This is a genomic window from Pseudomonas sp. GV071, assembly GCF_003050835.1.
Taxonomy (GTDB): domain Bacteria; phylum Pseudomonadota; class Gammaproteobacteria; order Pseudomonadales; family Pseudomonadaceae; genus Aquipseudomonas.
The window spans coordinates 262,596-279,687 of sequence record NZ_QAOJ01000008.1 but is presented as its reverse complement, the minus strand read 5'-3'; the positions used below and the strand labels follow the sequence as shown (position 1 = coordinate 279,687).

The window sequence follows — 17,092 nt, the reverse complement described above, 5'->3', positions numbered from 1 at the left end:
GACTCCGCAGTGACAGTCTGATGACAGCAGAAAAACATCAGCTCGGGTCCTGTTTCAGGTTCCTCGGCAGCACATTGAGGAAGTTGTCGCGCGCCACTTTCTGCGCCACGTCGGCGGGTAACGCATCGAGGAACGGGTCGAAACCGTGCAGTTGCTCCCCCAGGCCATCGAACTTGCCGACCACATCGGAGCCGAGCATAAAGCGCTCGGGAAAACGTTTGACCAGCGCCAGCCATTCACCGTCGGGCTTGCCGCTGTCGTCGAGCAGATAGGGTTTGAGCACGCTCCACGACAGGTCGATGTACAGGTTCGGATAGGCCTCAAGCATGCGTTCCAGAGTCGGCCGCACGAAGTCCAGTTGGATCTGGTGACGGTGCAGTTCCATGCTGGTGCCGGCATGGGCCCAGATAAAGCGCGTATGCGGATGGTTACGTAGCGGCTCTTCGATCTCGGCCAGGTACAGCGGGTTTTTCTCCCGTTTGGAGGTGATATTGCTGTGCAAGAGCACCGGCATATCGTGCTCGGCCGCCAGGTGATACACCCGCGCCATGGCTTCGTTATTGGCCCGCGGGGTATCACCGGAAGTAATCGCCGTGAGGTCATCGTGGCGGGTGAATACTTCGCCGATGCCCTGCCACAAACCGGGGTACAGCTTGAGCAGGCGCTCGATATGCGCGTCGGCGTTTTTGTCCACCGGGTTGAAGCCGGAAATGAACGGGTGGAAGCGTTTGCGCTGCTGCTCATTCAAATCGCCGACGGCGGCGGCGACGTAGAAATCGGTGGCGCTGTACCAATAGGCATCGGCGTCATCGCCGGCGTAATAACGCGGGCGCTTGGGTTCGTCTTCGTGCCATTTCTTTGCCAGCGGAATACCGGTGATCATCACGTGGTCGACGCGATTGGCATCCATCTGCTGCAACAGCGCCGCCATGCCTTCGGTTTCCTGAAAGAAGTCGACGTAGTGCAGGTGGGCATCGGTGTAGTGGTAGTCACGGGCCTGGCTGAGGCTGGCGATAGCCAACCAGGCGACTAGGATGGTGCTGGACTTGAGAAAAATGGACAACGCTTCACTCCCTGAAAATGCCTGCCAAGCATAGACCCTCGTTCAGGCTTGCAGGTTCAGGCGGCGCCAAGCAGGATGCTCTATCCCGGCCGTTGCCGCTTCCCTTGAACCTAGAGAGTCGTCATGACCATCACCGTCACCAGCCAGTCCGCCAGCAGCTATCGCCACACCATCCAGATCGCCGAACTGGCGCCGCTGTTCACCGATATGCCGACGGAGCTCGGTGGTGAGAGCTCGGCGCCCGATCCCCACGACTATTTCGATACTGCTCTGGGCGCGTGCAAGGCCCTGACCGTGACCCAATACGCCCGCGCCCGTGGCATGCCACTGACCGGTATCGAGGTGGCCGTCAGCCGCGACAACAGCAAGGAGCGTGAAGGCCATTACACGCTGAACGTCACCCTGACCTTGCAGGGCGAACTCAGCGAAGAACAGCGCGCCAAGCTGCTGGCCATCGCCGACAAATGCCCGGTGCACAAGCTGATGACCAGCACCGAAATCCACGTTGAAACGCAGCTTGGGTAACTGACCATGGCCAGCCCGATTGTGCTTCGCCCGCGCCCGGAAGATGTCGAAGGGCAACCCATCCTGCGCCCACTGCCGTCGGCCCAATGCCGCAGCGTCGGGCCGTTCGTGTTTTTCGACCATATCCTCAGCAACCGCTATGCGCCGGGCACCGGCATGAACGTGCGCCAGCACCCGCATATTGGCCTGTCGACCCTGAGTTATCTGTTCGAAGGCGCCCTGCTGCACAAAGACAGCCTGGGGTCGGACCAGTATGTGGCGGCCGGCGACGTCAGCTACATGACCGCGGGCTCAGGCGTTGCCCACGTGGAGCGCACGCCGGCCGAGCTGTGGCAAAGCGGCTCGCAGTTGCATGGCCTGCAGCTGTGGTTGGCACTGCCCAAACATTTGGAACAGGGCACGCCCAGTTACAGCCACCACGCCGTGGCCGAGCTGCCGGAAAGCGAGGCGTTGGGCGTGCGTATTCGCCTGGTGGCCGGTGAAGGGTTCTGCCTGAAATCGCCGGTACCGGTGCCCACCCCTACCCTGCTGGCGGATATTCATATGAGCACCGGCGCTGCGCAGTTTATTGCCGCCGAACACCCGCAGCGGGCGCTGTATCTGGTGAGCGGCGAGGCGCGGCTGGAAGACCAGGCGCTGCACGTGGAGAGCATGCTGGTACTGCCGGAAGGCGAAACCTACACCCTGTTCGCCGAGAGCGACTGCCAGGTGATCATGGTTGGCGGTGAGGCACTGGATGGGCCGCGGCGGATGAACTGGAATTTCGTGGCCAGTGATTCGGCGTTGATCGATCACGCGCGGGAGAAATGGGCGGCACGGGATTGGCCGACGGTGGCGGGGGAAACGGAAAGGATCGAGTTGCCGCGTTAATACAGCCAGAAGATCAACAACTCGCGGCTAAAGCCCCTCCCACAGGAATCGCGTTTCCATGTGGGAGGGGCTTTAGCCGCGATGCTTTTGACGTGCCAGTTACAGCACTTCTTTGAGCAAATGCGCCATGGTGTTGAACGCCCGCTCAGCAACCACGGGGTTGTATTTCATCATCGGCATATTGTCGGCTTTCGGGTCGGTGAAGGAATGCACCGCACCGCCGTAGCTGACCAGTTGCCAGTCCACACCGGCTGCGTCCATCTCCGCTTCAAACGCCGGCAGTTGCTCTTTGGGCACCAACGGGTCGGCGGCGCCATGCAGCACCAACACCTTGCCTTTGATGTTGTTGGCGTCGGCGTTGTTCGGCGTGTCGAGGGTGCCATGGAAGGACACCGCAGCTTTCACCGGCGCGCCATCGCGGGCCAGTTCCAGGGCGCAGCAGCCGCCGAAGCAGAAGCCGAACACCGCCAGTTTGTCACTGGCCACTGCCGCGTGTTTCTGGCTCTGCAGAACCTCCAGGCTCGCCTGCATGCGTTTACGCAACAGGGCGCGGTCGTTCTTCAACGGCATCATCGCCGCGGCGGCCTGCTCGTGGCCGTTGGGGCGAACCTGGGCGCCGTAGATGTCGGCGACCAGCACCACGTAATCCTTGCCAGCCGCTTTCTTCGCCAGGTCGATGGCGCCGTCGGTAACGCCCATCCAGTTCGGCGCCAGCAGCAGGCCCGGTCGGGCGCTGGTAACGCTGGCATCGAACACCAACTGGCCTTCGTAGGCTTGGCCATCAACGTCGTATGCCACGGGAATAACGCTGAACTCGCTCATTGCTCACTCCTCTCCTAGGTCATTGGTTGGGTAGGTTGGGTTGAGCCGCAGGCGAAGCCCAACGATACGGTAACGCTGGCCTCCACACCGCTTCCAATCAGGACGCTACCGCTGCTTCGTCCTGATTGGAAGCGCTGGGGGGGCACAGTTGTGGGTATCGTTGGGCTTCGCTGCGCTCAACCCAACCTACGCCGCTCTTGCATAAAACACCAAAAAGACAAAACCCGCCGAAGCGGGTTTTGTGTTCACTCTAGTCGTTAAACCGACAGCTCGACGAGCAGCTTGTTGAGCCGGCGCACGTAGGCGGCCGGGTCTTTCAGGCTGTCGCCAGCGGCCAGGGCCGCCTGGTCAAAGAGGATATGCGACAGGTCGCCGAAGCGCTCTTCGCTCTGCTCGTTGTCGAGCTTCTCGATCAGTGGGTGCGCCGGGTTGAATTCGAAGATCGGCTTGGAGTCCGGCACCTTCTGCCCGCTGGCTTCGAGGATCTGGCGCATTTGCAGGCCGAGGTCCTGTTCGCCAATGGCGAGAATCGCTGGCGAGTCGGTCAGGCGGTGGGAAACCCGCACTTCGCTGACCGAGCTGCCCAAGGCCGCTTTCAGGCGCTCCACCAGGCCTTCTTTGGCCTTGGCAGCTTCTTCCTGGGTTTTCTTGTCTTCGTCCGAATCCAGGCTGCCGAGGTCAAGGTCGCCACGGGCTACGTCGACGAATTGCTTGCCGTCGAAGTCGGTGAGGTAGCTCATCAGCCACTCATCGATACGGTCGGTGAGCAGCAGCACTTCGATGCCTTTCTTGCGGAACACTTCGAGGTGCGGGCTGTTCTTCACCTGGGCGTAGCTTTCGCCGGTGAGGTAGTAAACCTTGTCCTGGCCTTCTTTGACGCGGCCCAGGTAGTCGGCCAGGCCGACGCTCTGCTCGCCGCTGTCATCGCTGGTGGAGGCAAAACGCAGCAGGCCGGCGATTTTCTCTTTGTTGGCGAAGTCTTCGGCCGGGCCTTCTTTGATCACTTGGCCGAAGTTTTTCCAGAAGCCTTTGTATTGCTCAGGCTCGTTTTTCGCCAGCTTTTCCAGCATGTCTAGCACGCGCTTGGTCAACGCCGACTTCATCGAGTCGATGATCGGGTCTTTCTGCAGAATTTCACGCGAGACGTTCAGCGACAGGTCGTTGGAGTCGACCACACCTTTGACGAAGCGCAGGTACAGCGGCAGGAACTCGTCGGCCTGGTCCATGACGAACACGCGCTGCACGTAGAGCTTGAGGCCCTTCGGCGCTTCGCGGTGGTACAGGTCGAACGGCGCACGGCCCGGTACGTACAGCAGCGAGGTGTATTCCAGCTTGCCTTCGACCTTGTTGTGGCTCCAGCTCAGCGGGTTCTCGAAGTCATGGGCGACGTGCTTGTAGAACGCCTGGTATTCCTCGTCCTTCACTTCAGTGCGCGGACGGGTCCACAGCGCGCTGGCGCGGTTGACGGTTTCCCACTCGGCTTCTGCCGGCGCGTCTTCACCCTGCTGCTCTTTCGGCAATTCGATCGGCAGCGCGATATGGTCGGAGTATTTGGTGACGATATTGCGCAAGCGCCAGCCATCGGCGAATTCGCTTTCGGCGGCTTTCAGGTGCAGAACGATACGGGTGCCGCGTTCGGCTTTCTCAACGGTGGCGACTTCGAATTCGCCCTCGCCTTTGGAGGTCCAGTGCACGCCTTCGCCGGCCGGTGCGCCGGCACGGCGGCTGTACACGTCCACCTGGTCGGCAACGATAAAGGCCGAGTAGAAACCCACGCCGAACTGGCCGATCAGGTGCGAATCTTTTTTCGCATCGCCGGACAACTGCTTCATGAAGTCGGCAGTGCCGGACTTTGCAATGGTGCCCAAGTGGGTGATGGCGTCTTCGCGGCTCATGCCGATACCGTTGTCCTCGAGGGTCACGGTGTTGGCGGCCTTGTCGAAGCTGACGCGAATTTTCAGCGCATCGCCACCTTCCAACAGGGCCGGATTGGCCAGCGCTTCGAAGCGCAGTTTGTCGGCGGCGTCGGAGGCGTTAGAGATCAACTCGCGAAGGAAGATTTCCTTGTTGGAATACAGCGAATGGATCATGAGGTGCAGCAGTTGCTTCACCTCGGTCTGGAAGCCCAGGGTTTCTTTTTGAGTTTCCACACTCATGGTCGTTTAACTCCAAGCAGATGGCAGATGCCGTAAAACGGCGATGACCAAGAGATGGGGGCAACGACTTCGATTTCAAGTGGTTAGCGATCTGCGCACGACGTGCAATTCTGGATCCCAGCCTGCGCTGGGATGACGGCGGTATTTGGCAAAACTCCGTCATCCCAGCGCAGGCTGGGATCCAGACTCTCTGTGCGACCACCATTTGCCGCTAAAACACATAGCCGCTAAGGCTCCAGCAACTCAATCGAGGTGATCTGCGCCGGCAGCACCGCAAAGCTCGCCCCGCCCTGCCCTTTGAGATTGCGCTGGACGACGATCTGGCCCTCGGTGTCGATGCCGTTGAAGCGCCCTTCGACCATGCTGCCGCGCTCGGTGAGGATGCGCATCTGCAGGTTCATGTAACGGCTGGGGTTGCTTTGCAAGCGCTCCAGGCTGAAGCGCTGGCGACGGTCCAGCGAGCTGTTGGCCACCGGTGCAGTGCTGGCGACCTGGGTGTTCTGCGGTTTTTCCGCGACGCTGGCCGCCGGTTTTTCCTCAACCTGGTAACGGTCACCGACCACCACCCAACCGCGGCTCGGGCTTTTACGCAAGGCGACGGGCAGTTGCTCGGCACGGTCGTTGATGCGCGCCTCGACGTCCAGGCTCAGGTTGCTCGCCGGGAAGTTCACCCCCGGCAAGATACCCAGTTGCACACGCTCAGTGGCGTAACGGCGTTTGAGGTAATCGGTGATCACATATTCCAGGGTTTCGCGCGAGTCGTAGCGGCTGTCGACCTTGCCGTCGACATAACGCAGGTGATCGGTGAACACCTCGATGGTGCCGCTCAAGGTGGTTTTGAACTGCGGCGGCAGCACCAGGTGGAAGTCGCCTGCCAGCTTGTTCGGCCCTTGCGGCTCGAGCTTCAGGTGCAAGGTGTAGGCATGGTTGAGGCGACGCGCTTCGGGCAGTTCCTGTTCCGGCAGCAGCCAGCTCAGTTGCACTTCAGGCAGGTTGCCGGTGTCTTGCGGCAGCACGTCGACGCGCACCGGCGCATTGCCGTTGGTGGCCAGTTGCGGGATGCGCACAGTCACTTCGCGGCGGGCAAATACGTCCTCGCCCTCACGCAGGCTGAGCACGCCATCGATCAACTCGCCTTGTTGCGGCGCGAACGGCTGGCCGTTGAGGCTGCCGCGCAGGTGGATGGCCAGCTCGGCCGGGGCCTGTACCGGCGAGCGCGCCCAGTCCAGGCTGAGAATCGCCTGCAGGCGCTGGGGATCCTGGTTCGCCAACAAGGTCAGGCCGACAATCAGCGGAATAAAGCCCATGGCGCCCAGCACCACGGCTTTGCGCGCCTTGCGCCAATGGCGCAGCACGTACACCAGGGTCAGCGGCGGCAACAGGCTGCCCAGGCCCCAGAGCAGGCTGGTGTCGAACGCCAACATGACCAACCAGACCAGACCGACCAGAATCAGCAGCAAGCCACTGAGGATCAGCAACGCATCCATCTACACATCCTTATTGGTGCCCACAGACGTCTGACCGTTAATCAGCATGTAACTCAAGATTCATCCACTTTGAAATGCGCCCGCGCGGTAGCAATCGGCTCGCTGCGGGTGGTTTGCCAGGCGGTGATCGCCACGTTGGCCACCCGCCGCCCCTGACGCCAGACCTGGCAGGAGGCGAAGGTGTCACGATAGTGACCGGCGCGCAGGTAATCTATCGAGAAGTCGATGATTTTCGGAAAGTGCGGGGTTCCCATGAACATCAGCAGGTGGAGCATGGCGCTGTGTTCCATGAAGCCGGCAATTACGCCGCCATGGATGGCCGGCAGAATCGGGTTGCCGATGCTGTCTTTGTTGGCCGGAATGCGGAACACCATGTCATCGCCCAGGCGCAGGCATTCGATGCCCAGCAGCTTGGCATAGGGGGTCAGTTCCAGCAGTTCGTCGTAGTTGTTCTTCTCGTGCGCCGCCTGCACCAGTTGGCTCAGGTTCAGGGTCGGCAGATCGTGTTCGCTCATGCCTGGCCTCCGTCGATGGCGCCTTTGAGCTGCTCGGGTTTGACCGCCGTGCTCTTCAGCTCGGTGTCGCCCTGGGCGCCCTTACCCATACGCATGAATGTGCCGACCACGTTGGCAATCGGCTGCTCGGGGTCATCCTGGTAGGCGTAGCCGCGGGTAAAGATGATGTTGGGGGTCACGCGGTAGCATTCGGCGACGCCGAACACGTCTTTATTGGGCTCGGCCGGGCGCATGTAATCGATGCGCAGATCCAGGGTCGGGCAGATCTCGAAGTCCGGCAGCACACAGATGGTGGAGATGCCGCAGGTGGTGTCCATCAGGGTGGTGATGGCGCCGCCATGAATCACGCCGGTTTCCGGGTTGCCAATAATCTGCCGGCTGTAGGGCAGGCGCAGGGTCAGACGCTGGCTGTCGATGGCATGCACGGTCAGCCCCAATACCTGACAGTGGCGCAATGCCGACAGGAAACGCTGGGCGCGCTCTAGAATCAGGCTATCGCTCATGTTCAAGGCCTATCTTATTGATCCATAAGGGCCGCATCATACCTTCCCGGCCCATGGATTGGAGCCGTCCGTCCGCGCCAATGGCGACTTTGCTTGGAACTTCGCGCAGCAGGTCACGCTCCAAAAGCGCAGCGATGAGAAAAATCGCCCCTATAAAGCGAAAAAGGACCGAGCCCATGAAAAACCCAATTGCCTATGCCCTGCTACTTGCCGCCACCATGACCATGGCTGCCTGCGACAAGACCCCTGAAGACAAAATGGAATCCGCCAAGGAGTCCGCACAGGATTCGGCCGAATCGGCACAAGATGCCGCCAAAAAAACTGGCGAAGCCATTCAGCAGAAAGCCGAAGAAGCCCACGACGAAGCCACCAAGTAATTCGTCGCTGCGCTGTACAAACAAAGGCCCACAGATGTGGGCCTTTGTTGTTTCTGGGGGATCAAATCCATCGCGGCTAAAGCCGCTCCTACGGTACGCACTATCCGTAGGAGCGGCTTTAGCCGCGATAGCCGTTACGCTATCTCAAGGTCGGGCTCAGCATAATCAGCAACGTGCACACCAACCCGATGATCCACACCAGCGAACGCTGCCAATGCAGGTCGCCCCAGTACAAAAACAGATACAGCACTCGGCAGACCACGAAGATCACCGCCAGGGTGTCGACAAGCCAGCCCGCGGTCTGCGTGACAGCCGCCATCAATACAGCAGCGGCGAACAACGTGAACGCCTCGAAGGTGTTCTGATGCGCCGCATAGGCCCGCGCACCCAATCCCGTTAGCCGCGCCTGTTGCGCGCGCGGATGGTGGTTGTCATACCCCCCACCCTCCTTGTTCATTTCCCTGGCCAGTGGAATCTTCGATACGAAGATCAAAACGGCCGTGATAAACACACACCAGAACGGCAAGCTCATTGGTTGTTCTCCTTGTTATTGGGCTGCGTTTGGAGTGTAGCGCAGCGGCGTCGTTCATCTTTTCCACGAGGCGGCTGACGCCGTGATGCTTTTGATGTTCCGATTTCAGCCGCGCTACAAATCGAGATCGAGCGAGCTAGAGCGAGGCAAGGCGAAAAGGCTTTTTAAAGCGCAGTTGGCTGTAGCCAATGAGCATTTAAAAAGCCTTTTCAACGCAGCATCGCCGACGCGCAGCCGATCGTTCAGGCAAAAAAAAGACCACCCGAAGGTGGCCTTTTTATTGCCGTTAACGCTTACGCGTTTTTGGCGGTCCAGCCGGTCAGCTCAGCGAGTGCCTTGCCGATGTCAGCCAGCGAACGCACGGTTTTAACGCCGGCGTCTTGCAGGGCGGCGAATTTCTCGTCCGCAGTACCTTTACCACCAGAGATGATGGCGCCGGCGTGGCCCATGCGCTTGCCTGGAGGGGCAGTCACACCAGCGATGTAGGACACCACTGGCTTGGTCACGTGGGCTTTGATGTAAGCAGCAGCTTCTTCTTCAGCCGAACCACCGATTTCGCCGATCATGACGATGGCTTCGGTTTTCGGGTCTTCCTGGAACAGCTTCAGGATGTCGATGAAGTTGGAGCCTGGGATCGGGTCACCGCCGATGCCGACGCAGGTGGACTGACCGAAACCGGCGTCAGTGGTCTGCTTCACAGCTTCGTAGGTCAGGGTGCCGGAACGCGAAACGATGCCGACTTTACCTGGCAGGTGAATGTGACCAGGCATGATGCCGATCTTGCATTCGCCCGGAGTGATCACGCCTGGGCAGTTCGGGCCGATCAGGACTACGCCCAATTCGTCGCACTTGACCTTGGCTTCCAGCATGTCGATGGTCGCGATGCCTTCGGTGATGCACACGATCAGCTTGATGCCGCCGAAAGCAGCTTCCAGGATCGAGTCTTTGCAGAACGGAGCCGGAACGTAGATCACGCTGGCGGTAGCGCCAGTTTTGGCTACAGCTTCAGCCACAGTGTTGAACACTGGCAGGCCCAGGTGAGTGGTGCCGCCTTTGCCCGGAGTCACGCCGCCAACCATTTTGGTGCCGTAGGCAATGGCTTGTTCGGAGTGGAAAGTACCCTGCGAGCCGGTGAAGCCCTGGCAGATAACTTTGGTGTCTTTATTGATCAGGACGCTCATTACTTGCCCTCCGCAGCTTTGACGACTTGCTGAGCAGCGTCGGTCAGGCTGGTTGCCGCGATGATGTTCAGGCCGCTTTCAGCCAGTACCTTGGCGCCCAGTTCAGCGTTGTTGCCTTCAAGGCGCACAACCACCGGGATCTTCACGCCCACTTCTTTCACTGCGCCGATGATGCCTTCGGCAATCATGTCGCAACGAACGATGCCGCCGAAGATGTTCACCAGAACAGCTGCAACGTTGGTATCGGACAGAATGATTTTGAACGCTTCGGTAACGCGCTCTTTGGTTGCGCCGCCGCCTACGTCGAGGAAGTTGGCTGGCTTGCCGCCGTGCAGGTTGACGATGTCCATGGTACCCATGGCCAGGCCAGCACCGTTGACCATGCAGCCAATGTTGCCTTCCAGGGCTACGTAGTTCAGTTCGAACTTGGCAGCGTGGGCTTCACGTGGGTCATCTTGCGACGGGTCATGCATAGCGCGCAGTTTTGGCTGGCGGTACATGGCGTTGGCGTCGATGTTGATCTTGGCGTCGAGGCAGTGCAGGTTGCCGTCAGCCTTGATTACCAGCGGGTTCACTTCCAGCAGTGCCAGGTCGTAGTCCTGGAACAGTTTGGCCAGGCCAACGAAGATGTGGGTGAACTGCTTGATCTGGTCGCCTTGCAGGCCCAGTTGGAAGGCCAGGTCACGACCTTGGTACGGCTGAGCGCCTACCAATGGATCGATGGTGGCTTTGAGGATCTTCTCAGGGGTGTCGTGAGCGATCTTCTCGATGTCCACGCCGCCTTCGGTGGAGGCCATGAACACGATGCGACGGCTGGAGCGGTCAACGACTGCGCCCAGATACAGCTCTTTGGCGATATCGGTGCAGGACTCAACCAGAATCTGGTTGACCGGCTGGCCATTGGCGTCGGTCTGGTAGGTCACCAGACGCTTGCCCAGCCACTGAGCGGCGAAGGCCTTGGCCTCTTCCTTGCTCTTGACCAGTTTCACACCACCGGCTTTACCGCGACCACCTGCGTGGACCTGGGCTTTAACAACCCACTCAGTACCACCGATTTTGTCGCAGGCCTCAGCGGCCGCTTCCGGGGTGTTTACTGCGAAGCCTTTGGATACGGGCAGGCCGTACTCAGCAAACAGTTGCTTACCCTGATACTCGTGAAGATTCATGCTTGTCTACCGTCTTCGTTAGGTATTGCGCATTCGACGCTGCGTGATAATTGCCGCGCCACCTGTGACCGTTTTCGAGAAACGATCCGCCTGGGCATTCCGCAGTACATCTTCACAAGGAAGAGGCACGAACGGGCCGCCCGGCGTGGTTCTTGTTGTCGCTTGTTAGCGCTTCTTGCGGTTGGCGATGTGGATGGCGCCGCCATTCACTGCCAAGGCCGCTTCGTGCAGCGCTTCGGACATGGTTGGGTGCGAGAACACCATCATGCCCAGGTCTTCGGCACTGGTGCCGAATTCCATACCGATTGCACCTTGTTGCACCAGCTCGGCCGCAGCCGGGCCAATCACGTGGACGCCCAGTACGCGGTCAGTCTTGGCATCGGCGATGACCTTGACGAAACCGGCGGTGTCGTTGGCTGCCATGGCACGGCCACTGGCGGCGAACGGGAAGGTGCCGACGTTGACAGCAACGCCTTCAGCCTTGAGCGCCTGCTCGGTTTTACCAACCCATGCGATTTCCGGGTGGGTGTAGATAACCGATGGGATCAGGTCGTAGTTCATTTGCGCTTTGTGGCCGGCGATACGCTCGGCAACCATCACGCCCTCTTCCGAAGCTTTGTGCGCGAGCATGGCGCCACGTACCACGTCACCGATGGCGTAAACGCCCGGAACGCTGGTGGTGCAATGGTCGTCAACGAAGATGAAGCCGCGCTCGTCGAGGGTCACGCCGCTATCGGAGGCCAGCAGCTCGGTGGTTACCGGGCGACGGCCGACAGCCACGATCAGCTTGTCGAACACCTGCTTCTGCTCGCCATCGGCGTCAGTGTAGGTGACGGTGACTTGCTTCTTCTTCACGTCGGAACCGGTCACGCGAGCGCCCAGTTTGATCTTCAGGCCTTGCTTGGTGAGGATCTTCAGGGCTTCTTTGGCAACAGCGTCGTCAGCAGCCGGGAGGAACTTGTCCAGGGCTTCGAGCACAGTCACTTCCGAACCCAGGCGAGCCCAGACCGAACCCAGTTCCAGACCGATTACGCCAGCGCCGATAACGCCGAGGGTTTTCGGTACGGCTTGGAAGTCCAGAGCGCCGGTGGAGTCGACGATTACGTCCTGGTCAACCGGGGCCGGTGGAATGTCCACAGGGCGCGAGCCGGAGGCCAGAATCACGTTTTCGGCTTCATAGACAACGGCTTTGCCGTCCAGACCGGTCACTTCAACCTGCTTGTTGGCCAGCAGCTTGCCGTGGCCTTCCAGCAGGGTCACACCGTTGGCCTTGAACAGGGTGGCAACGCCGCCAGTCAGGTTCTTAACGATGCCGTCTTTGCGAGCAACCATGGCCGCGACGTCGATGGTGACCTTCGGCGCGGAAATACCATGGATAGCGAAGCCTTCGTGGGCTTCGTGATACTTGTAGGAGCTGTCCAGCAGCGCCTTGGACGGAATGCAACCGACGTTCAGGCAGGTACCACCCAGGGCAGTTTTGCCCTCCTTACCCTGATACTTCTCGACACAGGCAGTTTTCAAACCCAGTTGAGCAGCCTTGATAGCGGCTACGTAGCCCCCTGGGCCAGCACCGATAACTACCACGTCAAATTTTTGCGTCATAACTCATTCCTTTTCGGATGAAACCCGGCAACCCCTTGTGGGGGCCGCCGTGATCAGAGAACGGATCAGATATCCAGCAGCAGACGCGCCGGATCTTCCAGCAGGTTCTTGATCGTTACCAAGAAGCTCACGGCCTCCTTGCCATCGATCAGACGGTGGTCGTAAGACAGCGCCAAGTACATCATCGGACGGATGACAACCTGACCATTGATCGCCATCGGGCGCTGAATGATGTTGTGCATGCCAAGGATGGCAGCTTGCGGCGGGTTGACGATCGGGGTCGACATCATCGAACCGAAAGTACCACCGTTAGTAATGGTGAAGGTGCCACCGGTCATTTCATCGATCGACAGTTTGCCCTCTTTGGCCTTCTTGCCGAAGGTGGCGATGCCGCCTTCAACTTCAGCCAGGTTCATCAGCTCGGCGTTACGCAGAACCGGAACCACCAGGCCACGGTCGCTGGATACGGCAACGCCGATGTCCTGGTAGCCGTGGTAGACGATGTCGGTGCCATCGATCGAGGCGTTGACCGCCGGGAAGCGTTTCAGCGCTTCAACCGAGGCCTTGACGAAGAACGACATGAAGCCCAGACGTACGCCGTTGTGGGTCTTCTCAAACAGGTCTTTGTACTTGCTGCGCAGGGCCATCACTTCAGTCATGTCGACTTCGTTGAAGGTGGTCAGCATGGCCATGGTCGATTGAGCTTCAACCAGACGCTCGGCAACCTTGGCGCGCAGGCGGGTCATCGGAACGCGTTTTTCCACGCGGTCGCCAGCGGCGAATACCGGAGCAGCGGCAGCCGGAGCAGCAGCGGCTTTGGCAGGTGCGGCCGGAGCGTTTTTCTTCGCTTCGATGGCAGCAACCACGTCTTCTTTGGTCACACGACCACCTTTGCCGCTGGCGGCAATGGTGTTGACGTCGATGCCGTTCTCTTCAGCCAGCTTGCGTGCAGCTGGAGCGAGGATCAACTCTTCTTTGCCAGCGGCAGGTGCAGCAGCCGGAGCGGCGGCAGCGGTGGCAGCAGGTGCAGCGGCAGCGGCTGGAGCAGCAGCGGCGCCAGCGTCACCCAGCTTACCCAGCAGCTCGCCGCTGAGTACGGTGTCGCCTTCGTTTTTGACGATTTCGGCCAGAACGCCGTCGGCTTCAGCCAATACTTCCATGACCACTTTGTCGGTTTCGATGTCGACGATCAGGTCGTCGCGCTTGACGGCGTCGCCCGGCTTCTTGTGCCAGGTAGCAACGGTGCCGTCGGCAACCGATTCCGGAAATTGCGGGGCTTTGATATCGATAGCCATTGTGTACGTATCCTTAAATTCGGGTTCTTCAGCGAACGGGCGGCAGGATCGCTGCCGCCCGTTCTTGGACGAAGGCGTTAAACAGTAAAGGCGTCCTGCAGCAGTTTTTCCTGCTGTTCGGCGTGCATCGATGCGTAACCACAGGCCGGAGCAGCAGAGCCTTCACGGCCGGCGTACTCGAGGAACAGGCCTTTCTTGTGCGCGGTGGTGACACGACGCATGTGGTGCTGGCTGCAATACCAGGCGCCTTGGTTCATCGGTTCTTCCTGACACCAGACCACGTGCTCGAGGTTCTTGTACGGAGCAAGCACTTCGGCGAGGTCTTCTTCAGGGAACGGATACAGCTGCTCGATACGCACGATGGCGATATCTTCGCGGCCTTCGGCGCGGCGTTTTTCCAGCAAGTCGTAGTAGACCTTGCCGCTGCACAGCACCAACCGTTTCACTTTCTTCGGATCGAGGCTATCGATCTCTGGAAGCACTGTCTGGAACGAGCCTTCGGCCAGGTCTTCCAAGGTCGAGATGGCCAATTTGTGGCGCAGCAGCGACTTCGGCGTCAATGCGACCAATGGCTTACGCAGCGGACGGATCACCTGGCGACGCAGCATGTGGTAGACCTGCGCCGGGGTAGTCGGTACGCACACCTGAATGTTGTGCTCAGCGCACAGCTGCAGGTAACGCTCCAGACGCGCCGAGGAGTGCTCAGGCCCCTGCCCTTCATAACCGTGCGGCAGCAGCATGGTCAGACCGCACAAACGGCCCCACTTGTGCTCACCGCTGGTGATGAACTGGTCGATAACCACTTGTGCACCGTTGGCGAAGTCGCCGAACTGGGCTTCCCAGATCACCAGCGCATCCGGCTTGGTGGTCGAGTAACCGTATTCGAAAGCCAGTACCGCTTCTTCCGACAACAGCGAGTCGTACAGGTCGAACTTCGGCTGACCGTCGTACAGGTGTTGCAGCGGAATGTAAGTGCCCGCGTCCTTCTGGTTGTGCAGCACCGCGTGACGGTGCGAGAAGGTGCCACGGCCGACGTCCTGACCGGTCAGGCGGATCGGGTGTTTGTCGAACAGCAAGGTGCCGTACGCCATGGTTTCGGCGAAGCCCCAGTTGATCGGCAGGCCGCCAGCGGCCATTTTCTGACGGTCTTCTAGAATCTTAGAAACCTGACGCTGAACCACAAAACCATCGGGGATTTCCAGCAGCTTGGCGGCCAGTTCCTGCAGGGTTTTCAGCGGTACGCGGGTATCGTGACGAGCCGTCCAGGTGTGACCCAGGTACGGGCGCCAGTCCACGAACAGCTCTTTGTTAGGCTCTTTGACCAGGCTTTTTACTACGTGCAGACCGTTGTCCAGCGCGTTGCGGTAGTCGTCGACCTTGTGTTGCACGCTTTCGGCGTCAAGGCTGTTGGACTGGGTCAACACGTCGGCGTACAGCTCACGGGTAGTGCGCTGTTTGGCGATCTGCTGGTACATCAGCGGCTGGGTGCCGTTTGGCTCGTCGGCCTCGTTGTGGCCGCGACGACGGTAGCAAACCAGGTCGATCACCACGTCACGCTTGAACTGCATGCGGTAGTCGATGGCCAGCTGGGTGACGAACAACACGGCTTCCGGGTCATCACCGTTGACGTGCAGAATCGGCGCCTGAATCATCTTGGCGACGTCGGTGCAGTATTCGGTGGAACGCGAGTCTTCCGGGTTACTGATGGTGAAGCCAACCTGGTTGTTGATCACGATGTGCACGGTGCCGCCAGTCTTGAAGCCGCGGGTCTGCGACATCTGGAAGGTTTCCATGACCACACCCTGACCGGCGAATGCCGCGTCACCGTGCAGGGAAACCGGCAGCACCTTGTCACCGGCGGTGTCGTTGCGACGGTCTTGGCGAGCGCGTACCGAACCCTCGACCACTGGCGAAACGATCTCCAGGTGGGACGGGTTGAACGCCATCGCAAGGTGCACTTCGCCACCGGCGGTCATTACGTTGGAGGAGAAACCCTGGTGATACTTAACGTCACCGGAGCCCAGCTCGACCAACTTCTTCTTGCCTTCGAACTCGTCGAACAGGTCGCGCGGGTTCTTGCCGAAGGTGTTGACCAGCACGTTGAGACGGCCACGGTGGGCCATGCCGATGACGATTTCCTTGGTGCCATAGGAACCGGAACGCTGGATCAGCTCATCGAGCAACGGGATCAGGCTTTCGCCACCTTCCAGACCAAAACGCTTGGTGCCCGGGTACTTGGTACCGAGGTATTTTTCCAGGCCTTCAGCGGCAGTGAGACGCTCGAGCAGATGGCTCTGCACCTCAGGGGAAACCGTCGGACGACCGCGCACGCTTTCCAGACGCTGCTGGAACCACTTGCGTTGCTCGGAATCGACGATGTGGGTGAACTCGGCGCCAATGGTGCGGCAATATGTCTGCTGCAAGGCCACGTAAATCTCGCGTAAGGTCGCCTCCTCCTTGCCGATGTAAAGCTCACCGGTACGGAAGGTGGTGTCGAGATCGGCGTCTGTCAGGCCGTAATGATTGATCGCCAGATCAGCTGGTGCCGGGCGCTGCCACAGACCGAGCGGATCGAGTTGAGAGGCCTGATGGCCACGCATCCGATACGCCTGAATCAGTCGCAAGACTTCGACCTGCTTCTTCTCGTGCTCACTGCTCACGCTGCCGGCAGACACCGGTTGAGCGCGACGCTGGTTCTTGGCCAGCAGCACGAAATGATCGCGTACCGTCGAGTGGGAAACGTCATTGGTGACGTTGCCATCGGCCGGCAGCTTCTGGAAGTAGGTGCGCCACTCTTCTGGCACAGCGTTGGGATCGTGCAGGTAGAGCTCGTAGAGCTCTTCCACGTAGGCAGCGTTACCACCGGATAGGTGGGCACTGTCCCACATGCGCTGCATCACGCTTTCTTGCATGCTTGGTCACCCTCGGTAAGGGGACACCACCGGCGTGGAAACCGCATGAAATTACCCCGCCTAACCTCGACTAGGTAAAGCCACTT

The 17,092-nt window shown here is 59.9% G+C and carries 15 protein-coding genes; 3 read left to right on the top strand and 12 right to left on the bottom strand.

All coding sequences use genetic code 11. From position 1 onward, the window contains the following. Nucleotides 1-37: 37 nt before the first annotated feature. Nucleotides 38-1,057, bottom strand: coding sequence for an amidohydrolase family protein (locus tag C8K61_RS17445; RefSeq protein WP_108097551.1), 1,020 nt, complete (start codon nucleotides 1,055-1,057; stop codon nucleotides 38-40). Between the two features lie 129 nt (nucleotides 1,058-1,186). Between C8K61_RS17445 and C8K61_RS17440 the strand changes: the two genes are divergently transcribed. Both C8K61_RS17440 and C8K61_RS17435 read left to right on the top strand, forming a co-directional pair. Next, nucleotides 1,187-1,588, top strand: a complete 402-nt coding sequence (locus tag C8K61_RS17440; protein ID WP_108097293.1) for an OsmC family protein — start codon at nucleotides 1,187-1,189, stop codon at nucleotides 1,586-1,588. A 6-nt stretch (nucleotides 1,589-1,594) separates the two neighbouring features. After that, nucleotides 1,595-2,458, top strand: a complete 864-nt coding sequence (locus tag C8K61_RS17435) for a pirin family protein (RefSeq protein ID WP_108097294.1) — start codon at nucleotides 1,595-1,597, stop codon at nucleotides 2,456-2,458. Nucleotides 2,459-2,557: 99 nt separating this feature from the next. On the opposite strand, the gene C8K61_RS17430 is transcribed toward C8K61_RS17435, so the two are convergent. The 5 genes from C8K61_RS17430 to C8K61_RS17410 all read right to left on the bottom strand — a co-directional run bounded on the left by C8K61_RS17430 (nucleotide 2,558) and on the right by C8K61_RS17410 (nucleotide 7,941). Beyond that, nucleotides 2,558-3,280 (bottom strand): dienelactone hydrolase family protein, encoded by a 723-nt coding sequence (locus tag C8K61_RS17430; protein WP_108097295.1) that lies wholly within the window; start codon nucleotides 3,278-3,280, stop codon nucleotides 2,558-2,560. Nucleotides 3,281-3,537: 257 nt separating this feature from the next. Beyond that, nucleotides 3,538-5,436: a molecular chaperone HtpG gene (gene htpG, locus C8K61_RS17425; protein ID WP_108097296.1), complete on the bottom strand. Its 1,899-nt coding sequence runs from the start codon at nucleotides 5,434-5,436 to the stop codon at nucleotides 3,538-3,540. Nucleotides 5,437-5,663: 227 nt separating this feature from the next. After that, entirely contained in the window at nucleotides 5,664-6,923 is a 1,260-nt protein-coding gene (locus C8K61_RS17420) for an MFS transporter (RefSeq protein ID WP_108097297.1), read from the bottom strand. A gap of 53 nt (nucleotides 6,924-6,976) precedes the next feature. Further along, nucleotides 6,977-7,438, bottom strand: coding sequence for a PaaI family thioesterase (locus C8K61_RS17415; protein ID WP_108097298.1), 462 nt, complete (start codon nucleotides 7,436-7,438; stop codon nucleotides 6,977-6,979). After that, nucleotides 7,435-7,941, bottom strand: a complete 507-nt coding sequence (locus C8K61_RS17410) for a PaaI family thioesterase (protein ID WP_108097299.1) — start codon at nucleotides 7,939-7,941, stop codon at nucleotides 7,435-7,437. The genes C8K61_RS17415 and C8K61_RS17410 overlap by 4 nt, the downstream gene beginning before the upstream one ends. Nucleotides 7,942-8,117: 176 nt before the next feature. Here C8K61_RS17410 and C8K61_RS17400 point away from each other — a divergent pair, with 176 nt between their 5' ends. Beyond that, nucleotides 8,118-8,318, top strand: coding sequence for a hypothetical protein (locus tag C8K61_RS17400; RefSeq protein WP_108097301.1), 201 nt, complete (start codon nucleotides 8,118-8,120; stop codon nucleotides 8,316-8,318). A 139-nt stretch (nucleotides 8,319-8,457) separates the two neighbouring features. On the opposite strand, the gene C8K61_RS17395 is transcribed toward C8K61_RS17400, so the two are convergent. The 6 genes from C8K61_RS17395 to C8K61_RS17370 all read right to left on the bottom strand — a co-directional run bounded on the left by C8K61_RS17395 (nucleotide 8,458) and on the right by C8K61_RS17370 (nucleotide 17,006). After that, on the bottom strand, nucleotides 8,458-8,850 hold the full coding sequence (locus tag C8K61_RS17395) for an MAPEG family protein (RefSeq protein WP_108097302.1): 393 nt from the start codon (nucleotides 8,848-8,850) through the stop codon (nucleotides 8,458-8,460). Between the two features lie 293 nt (nucleotides 8,851-9,143). Beyond that, nucleotides 9,144-10,031 carry a succinate--CoA ligase subunit alpha gene (sucD, locus tag C8K61_RS17390; protein ID WP_108097303.1) on the bottom strand — a complete coding sequence of 296 codons (888 nt, stop codon included), beginning with the start codon at nucleotides 10,029-10,031 and terminating at the stop codon, nucleotides 9,144-9,146. Further along, complete coding sequence (sucC, locus tag C8K61_RS17385) at nucleotides 10,031-11,197, bottom strand: ADP-forming succinate--CoA ligase subunit beta (RefSeq protein WP_108097304.1); 1,167 nt, start codon at nucleotides 11,195-11,197, stop codon at nucleotides 10,031-10,033. The genes sucD and sucC overlap by 1 nt, the downstream gene beginning before the upstream one ends. 165 nt (nucleotides 11,198-11,362) lie before the next feature. Further along, complete coding sequence (gene lpdA, locus C8K61_RS17380) at nucleotides 11,363-12,799, bottom strand: dihydrolipoyl dehydrogenase (protein WP_108097305.1); 1,437 nt, start codon at nucleotides 12,797-12,799, stop codon at nucleotides 11,363-11,365. A 65-nt stretch (nucleotides 12,800-12,864) separates the two neighbouring features. Beyond that, complete coding sequence (odhB, locus tag C8K61_RS17375; protein ID WP_108097306.1) at nucleotides 12,865-14,094, bottom strand: 2-oxoglutarate dehydrogenase complex dihydrolipoyllysine-residue succinyltransferase; 1,230 nt, start codon at nucleotides 14,092-14,094, stop codon at nucleotides 12,865-12,867. Nucleotides 14,095-14,171: 77 nt separating this feature from the next. Beyond that, the gene (locus tag C8K61_RS17370; protein WP_108097307.1) at nucleotides 14,172-17,006 is read right to left on the bottom strand and encodes a 2-oxoglutarate dehydrogenase E1 component; all 2,835 of its coding nucleotides are present in this window, start codon (nucleotides 17,004-17,006) and stop codon (nucleotides 14,172-14,174) included. Nucleotides 17,007-17,092: the final 86 nt, after the last annotated feature.

Bases quoted from the DNA above. Each gene is read 5' to 3' on its own strand.
- C8K61_RS17395 (WP_108097302.1), bottom strand. From the start codon at position 8,850: ATGAGCTTGCCGTTCTGGTGTGTGTTTATCACGGCCGTTTTGATCTTC.
- C8K61_RS17435 (WP_108097294.1), top strand. From the start codon at position 1,595: ATGGCCAGCCCGATTGTGCTTCGCCCGCGCCCGGAAGATGTCGAAGGG.
- C8K61_RS17415 (WP_108097298.1), bottom strand. From the start codon at position 7,438: ATGAGCGAACACGATCTGCCGACCCTGAACCTGAGCCAACTGGTGCAG.
- C8K61_RS17400 (WP_108097301.1), top strand. From the start codon at position 8,118: ATGAAAAACCCAATTGCCTATGCCCTGCTACTTGCCGCCACCATGACC.
- sucC (WP_108097304.1), bottom strand. From the start codon at position 11,197: ATGAATCTTCACGAGTATCAGGGTAAGCAACTGTTTGCTGAGTACGGC.
- C8K61_RS17440 (WP_108097293.1), top strand. From the start codon at position 1,187: ATGACCATCACCGTCACCAGCCAGTCCGCCAGCAGCTATCGCCACACC.
- C8K61_RS17410 (WP_108097299.1), bottom strand. From the start codon at position 7,941: ATGAGCGATAGCCTGATTCTAGAGCGCGCCCAGCGTTTCCTGTCGGCA.
- sucD (WP_108097303.1), bottom strand. From the start codon at position 10,031: ATGAGCGTCCTGATCAATAAAGACACCAAAGTTATCTGCCAGGGCTTC.
- htpG (WP_108097296.1), bottom strand. From the start codon at position 5,436: ATGAGTGTGGAAACTCAAAAAGAAACCCTGGGCTTCCAGACCGAGGTG.
- lpdA (WP_108097305.1), bottom strand. From the start codon at position 12,799: ATGACGCAAAAATTTGACGTGGTAGTTATCGGTGCTGGCCCAGGGGGC.
- C8K61_RS17370 (WP_108097307.1), bottom strand. From the start codon at position 17,006: ATGCAAGAAAGCGTGATGCAGCGCATGTGGGACAGTGCCCACCTATCC.
- odhB (WP_108097306.1), bottom strand. From the start codon at position 14,094: ATGGCTATCGATATCAAAGCCCCGCAATTTCCGGAATCGGTTGCCGAC.
- C8K61_RS17420 (WP_108097297.1), bottom strand. From the start codon at position 6,923: ATGGATGCGTTGCTGATCCTCAGTGGCTTGCTGCTGATTCTGGTCGGT.
- C8K61_RS17430 (WP_108097295.1), bottom strand. From the start codon at position 3,280: ATGAGCGAGTTCAGCGTTATTCCCGTGGCATACGACGTTGATGGCCAA.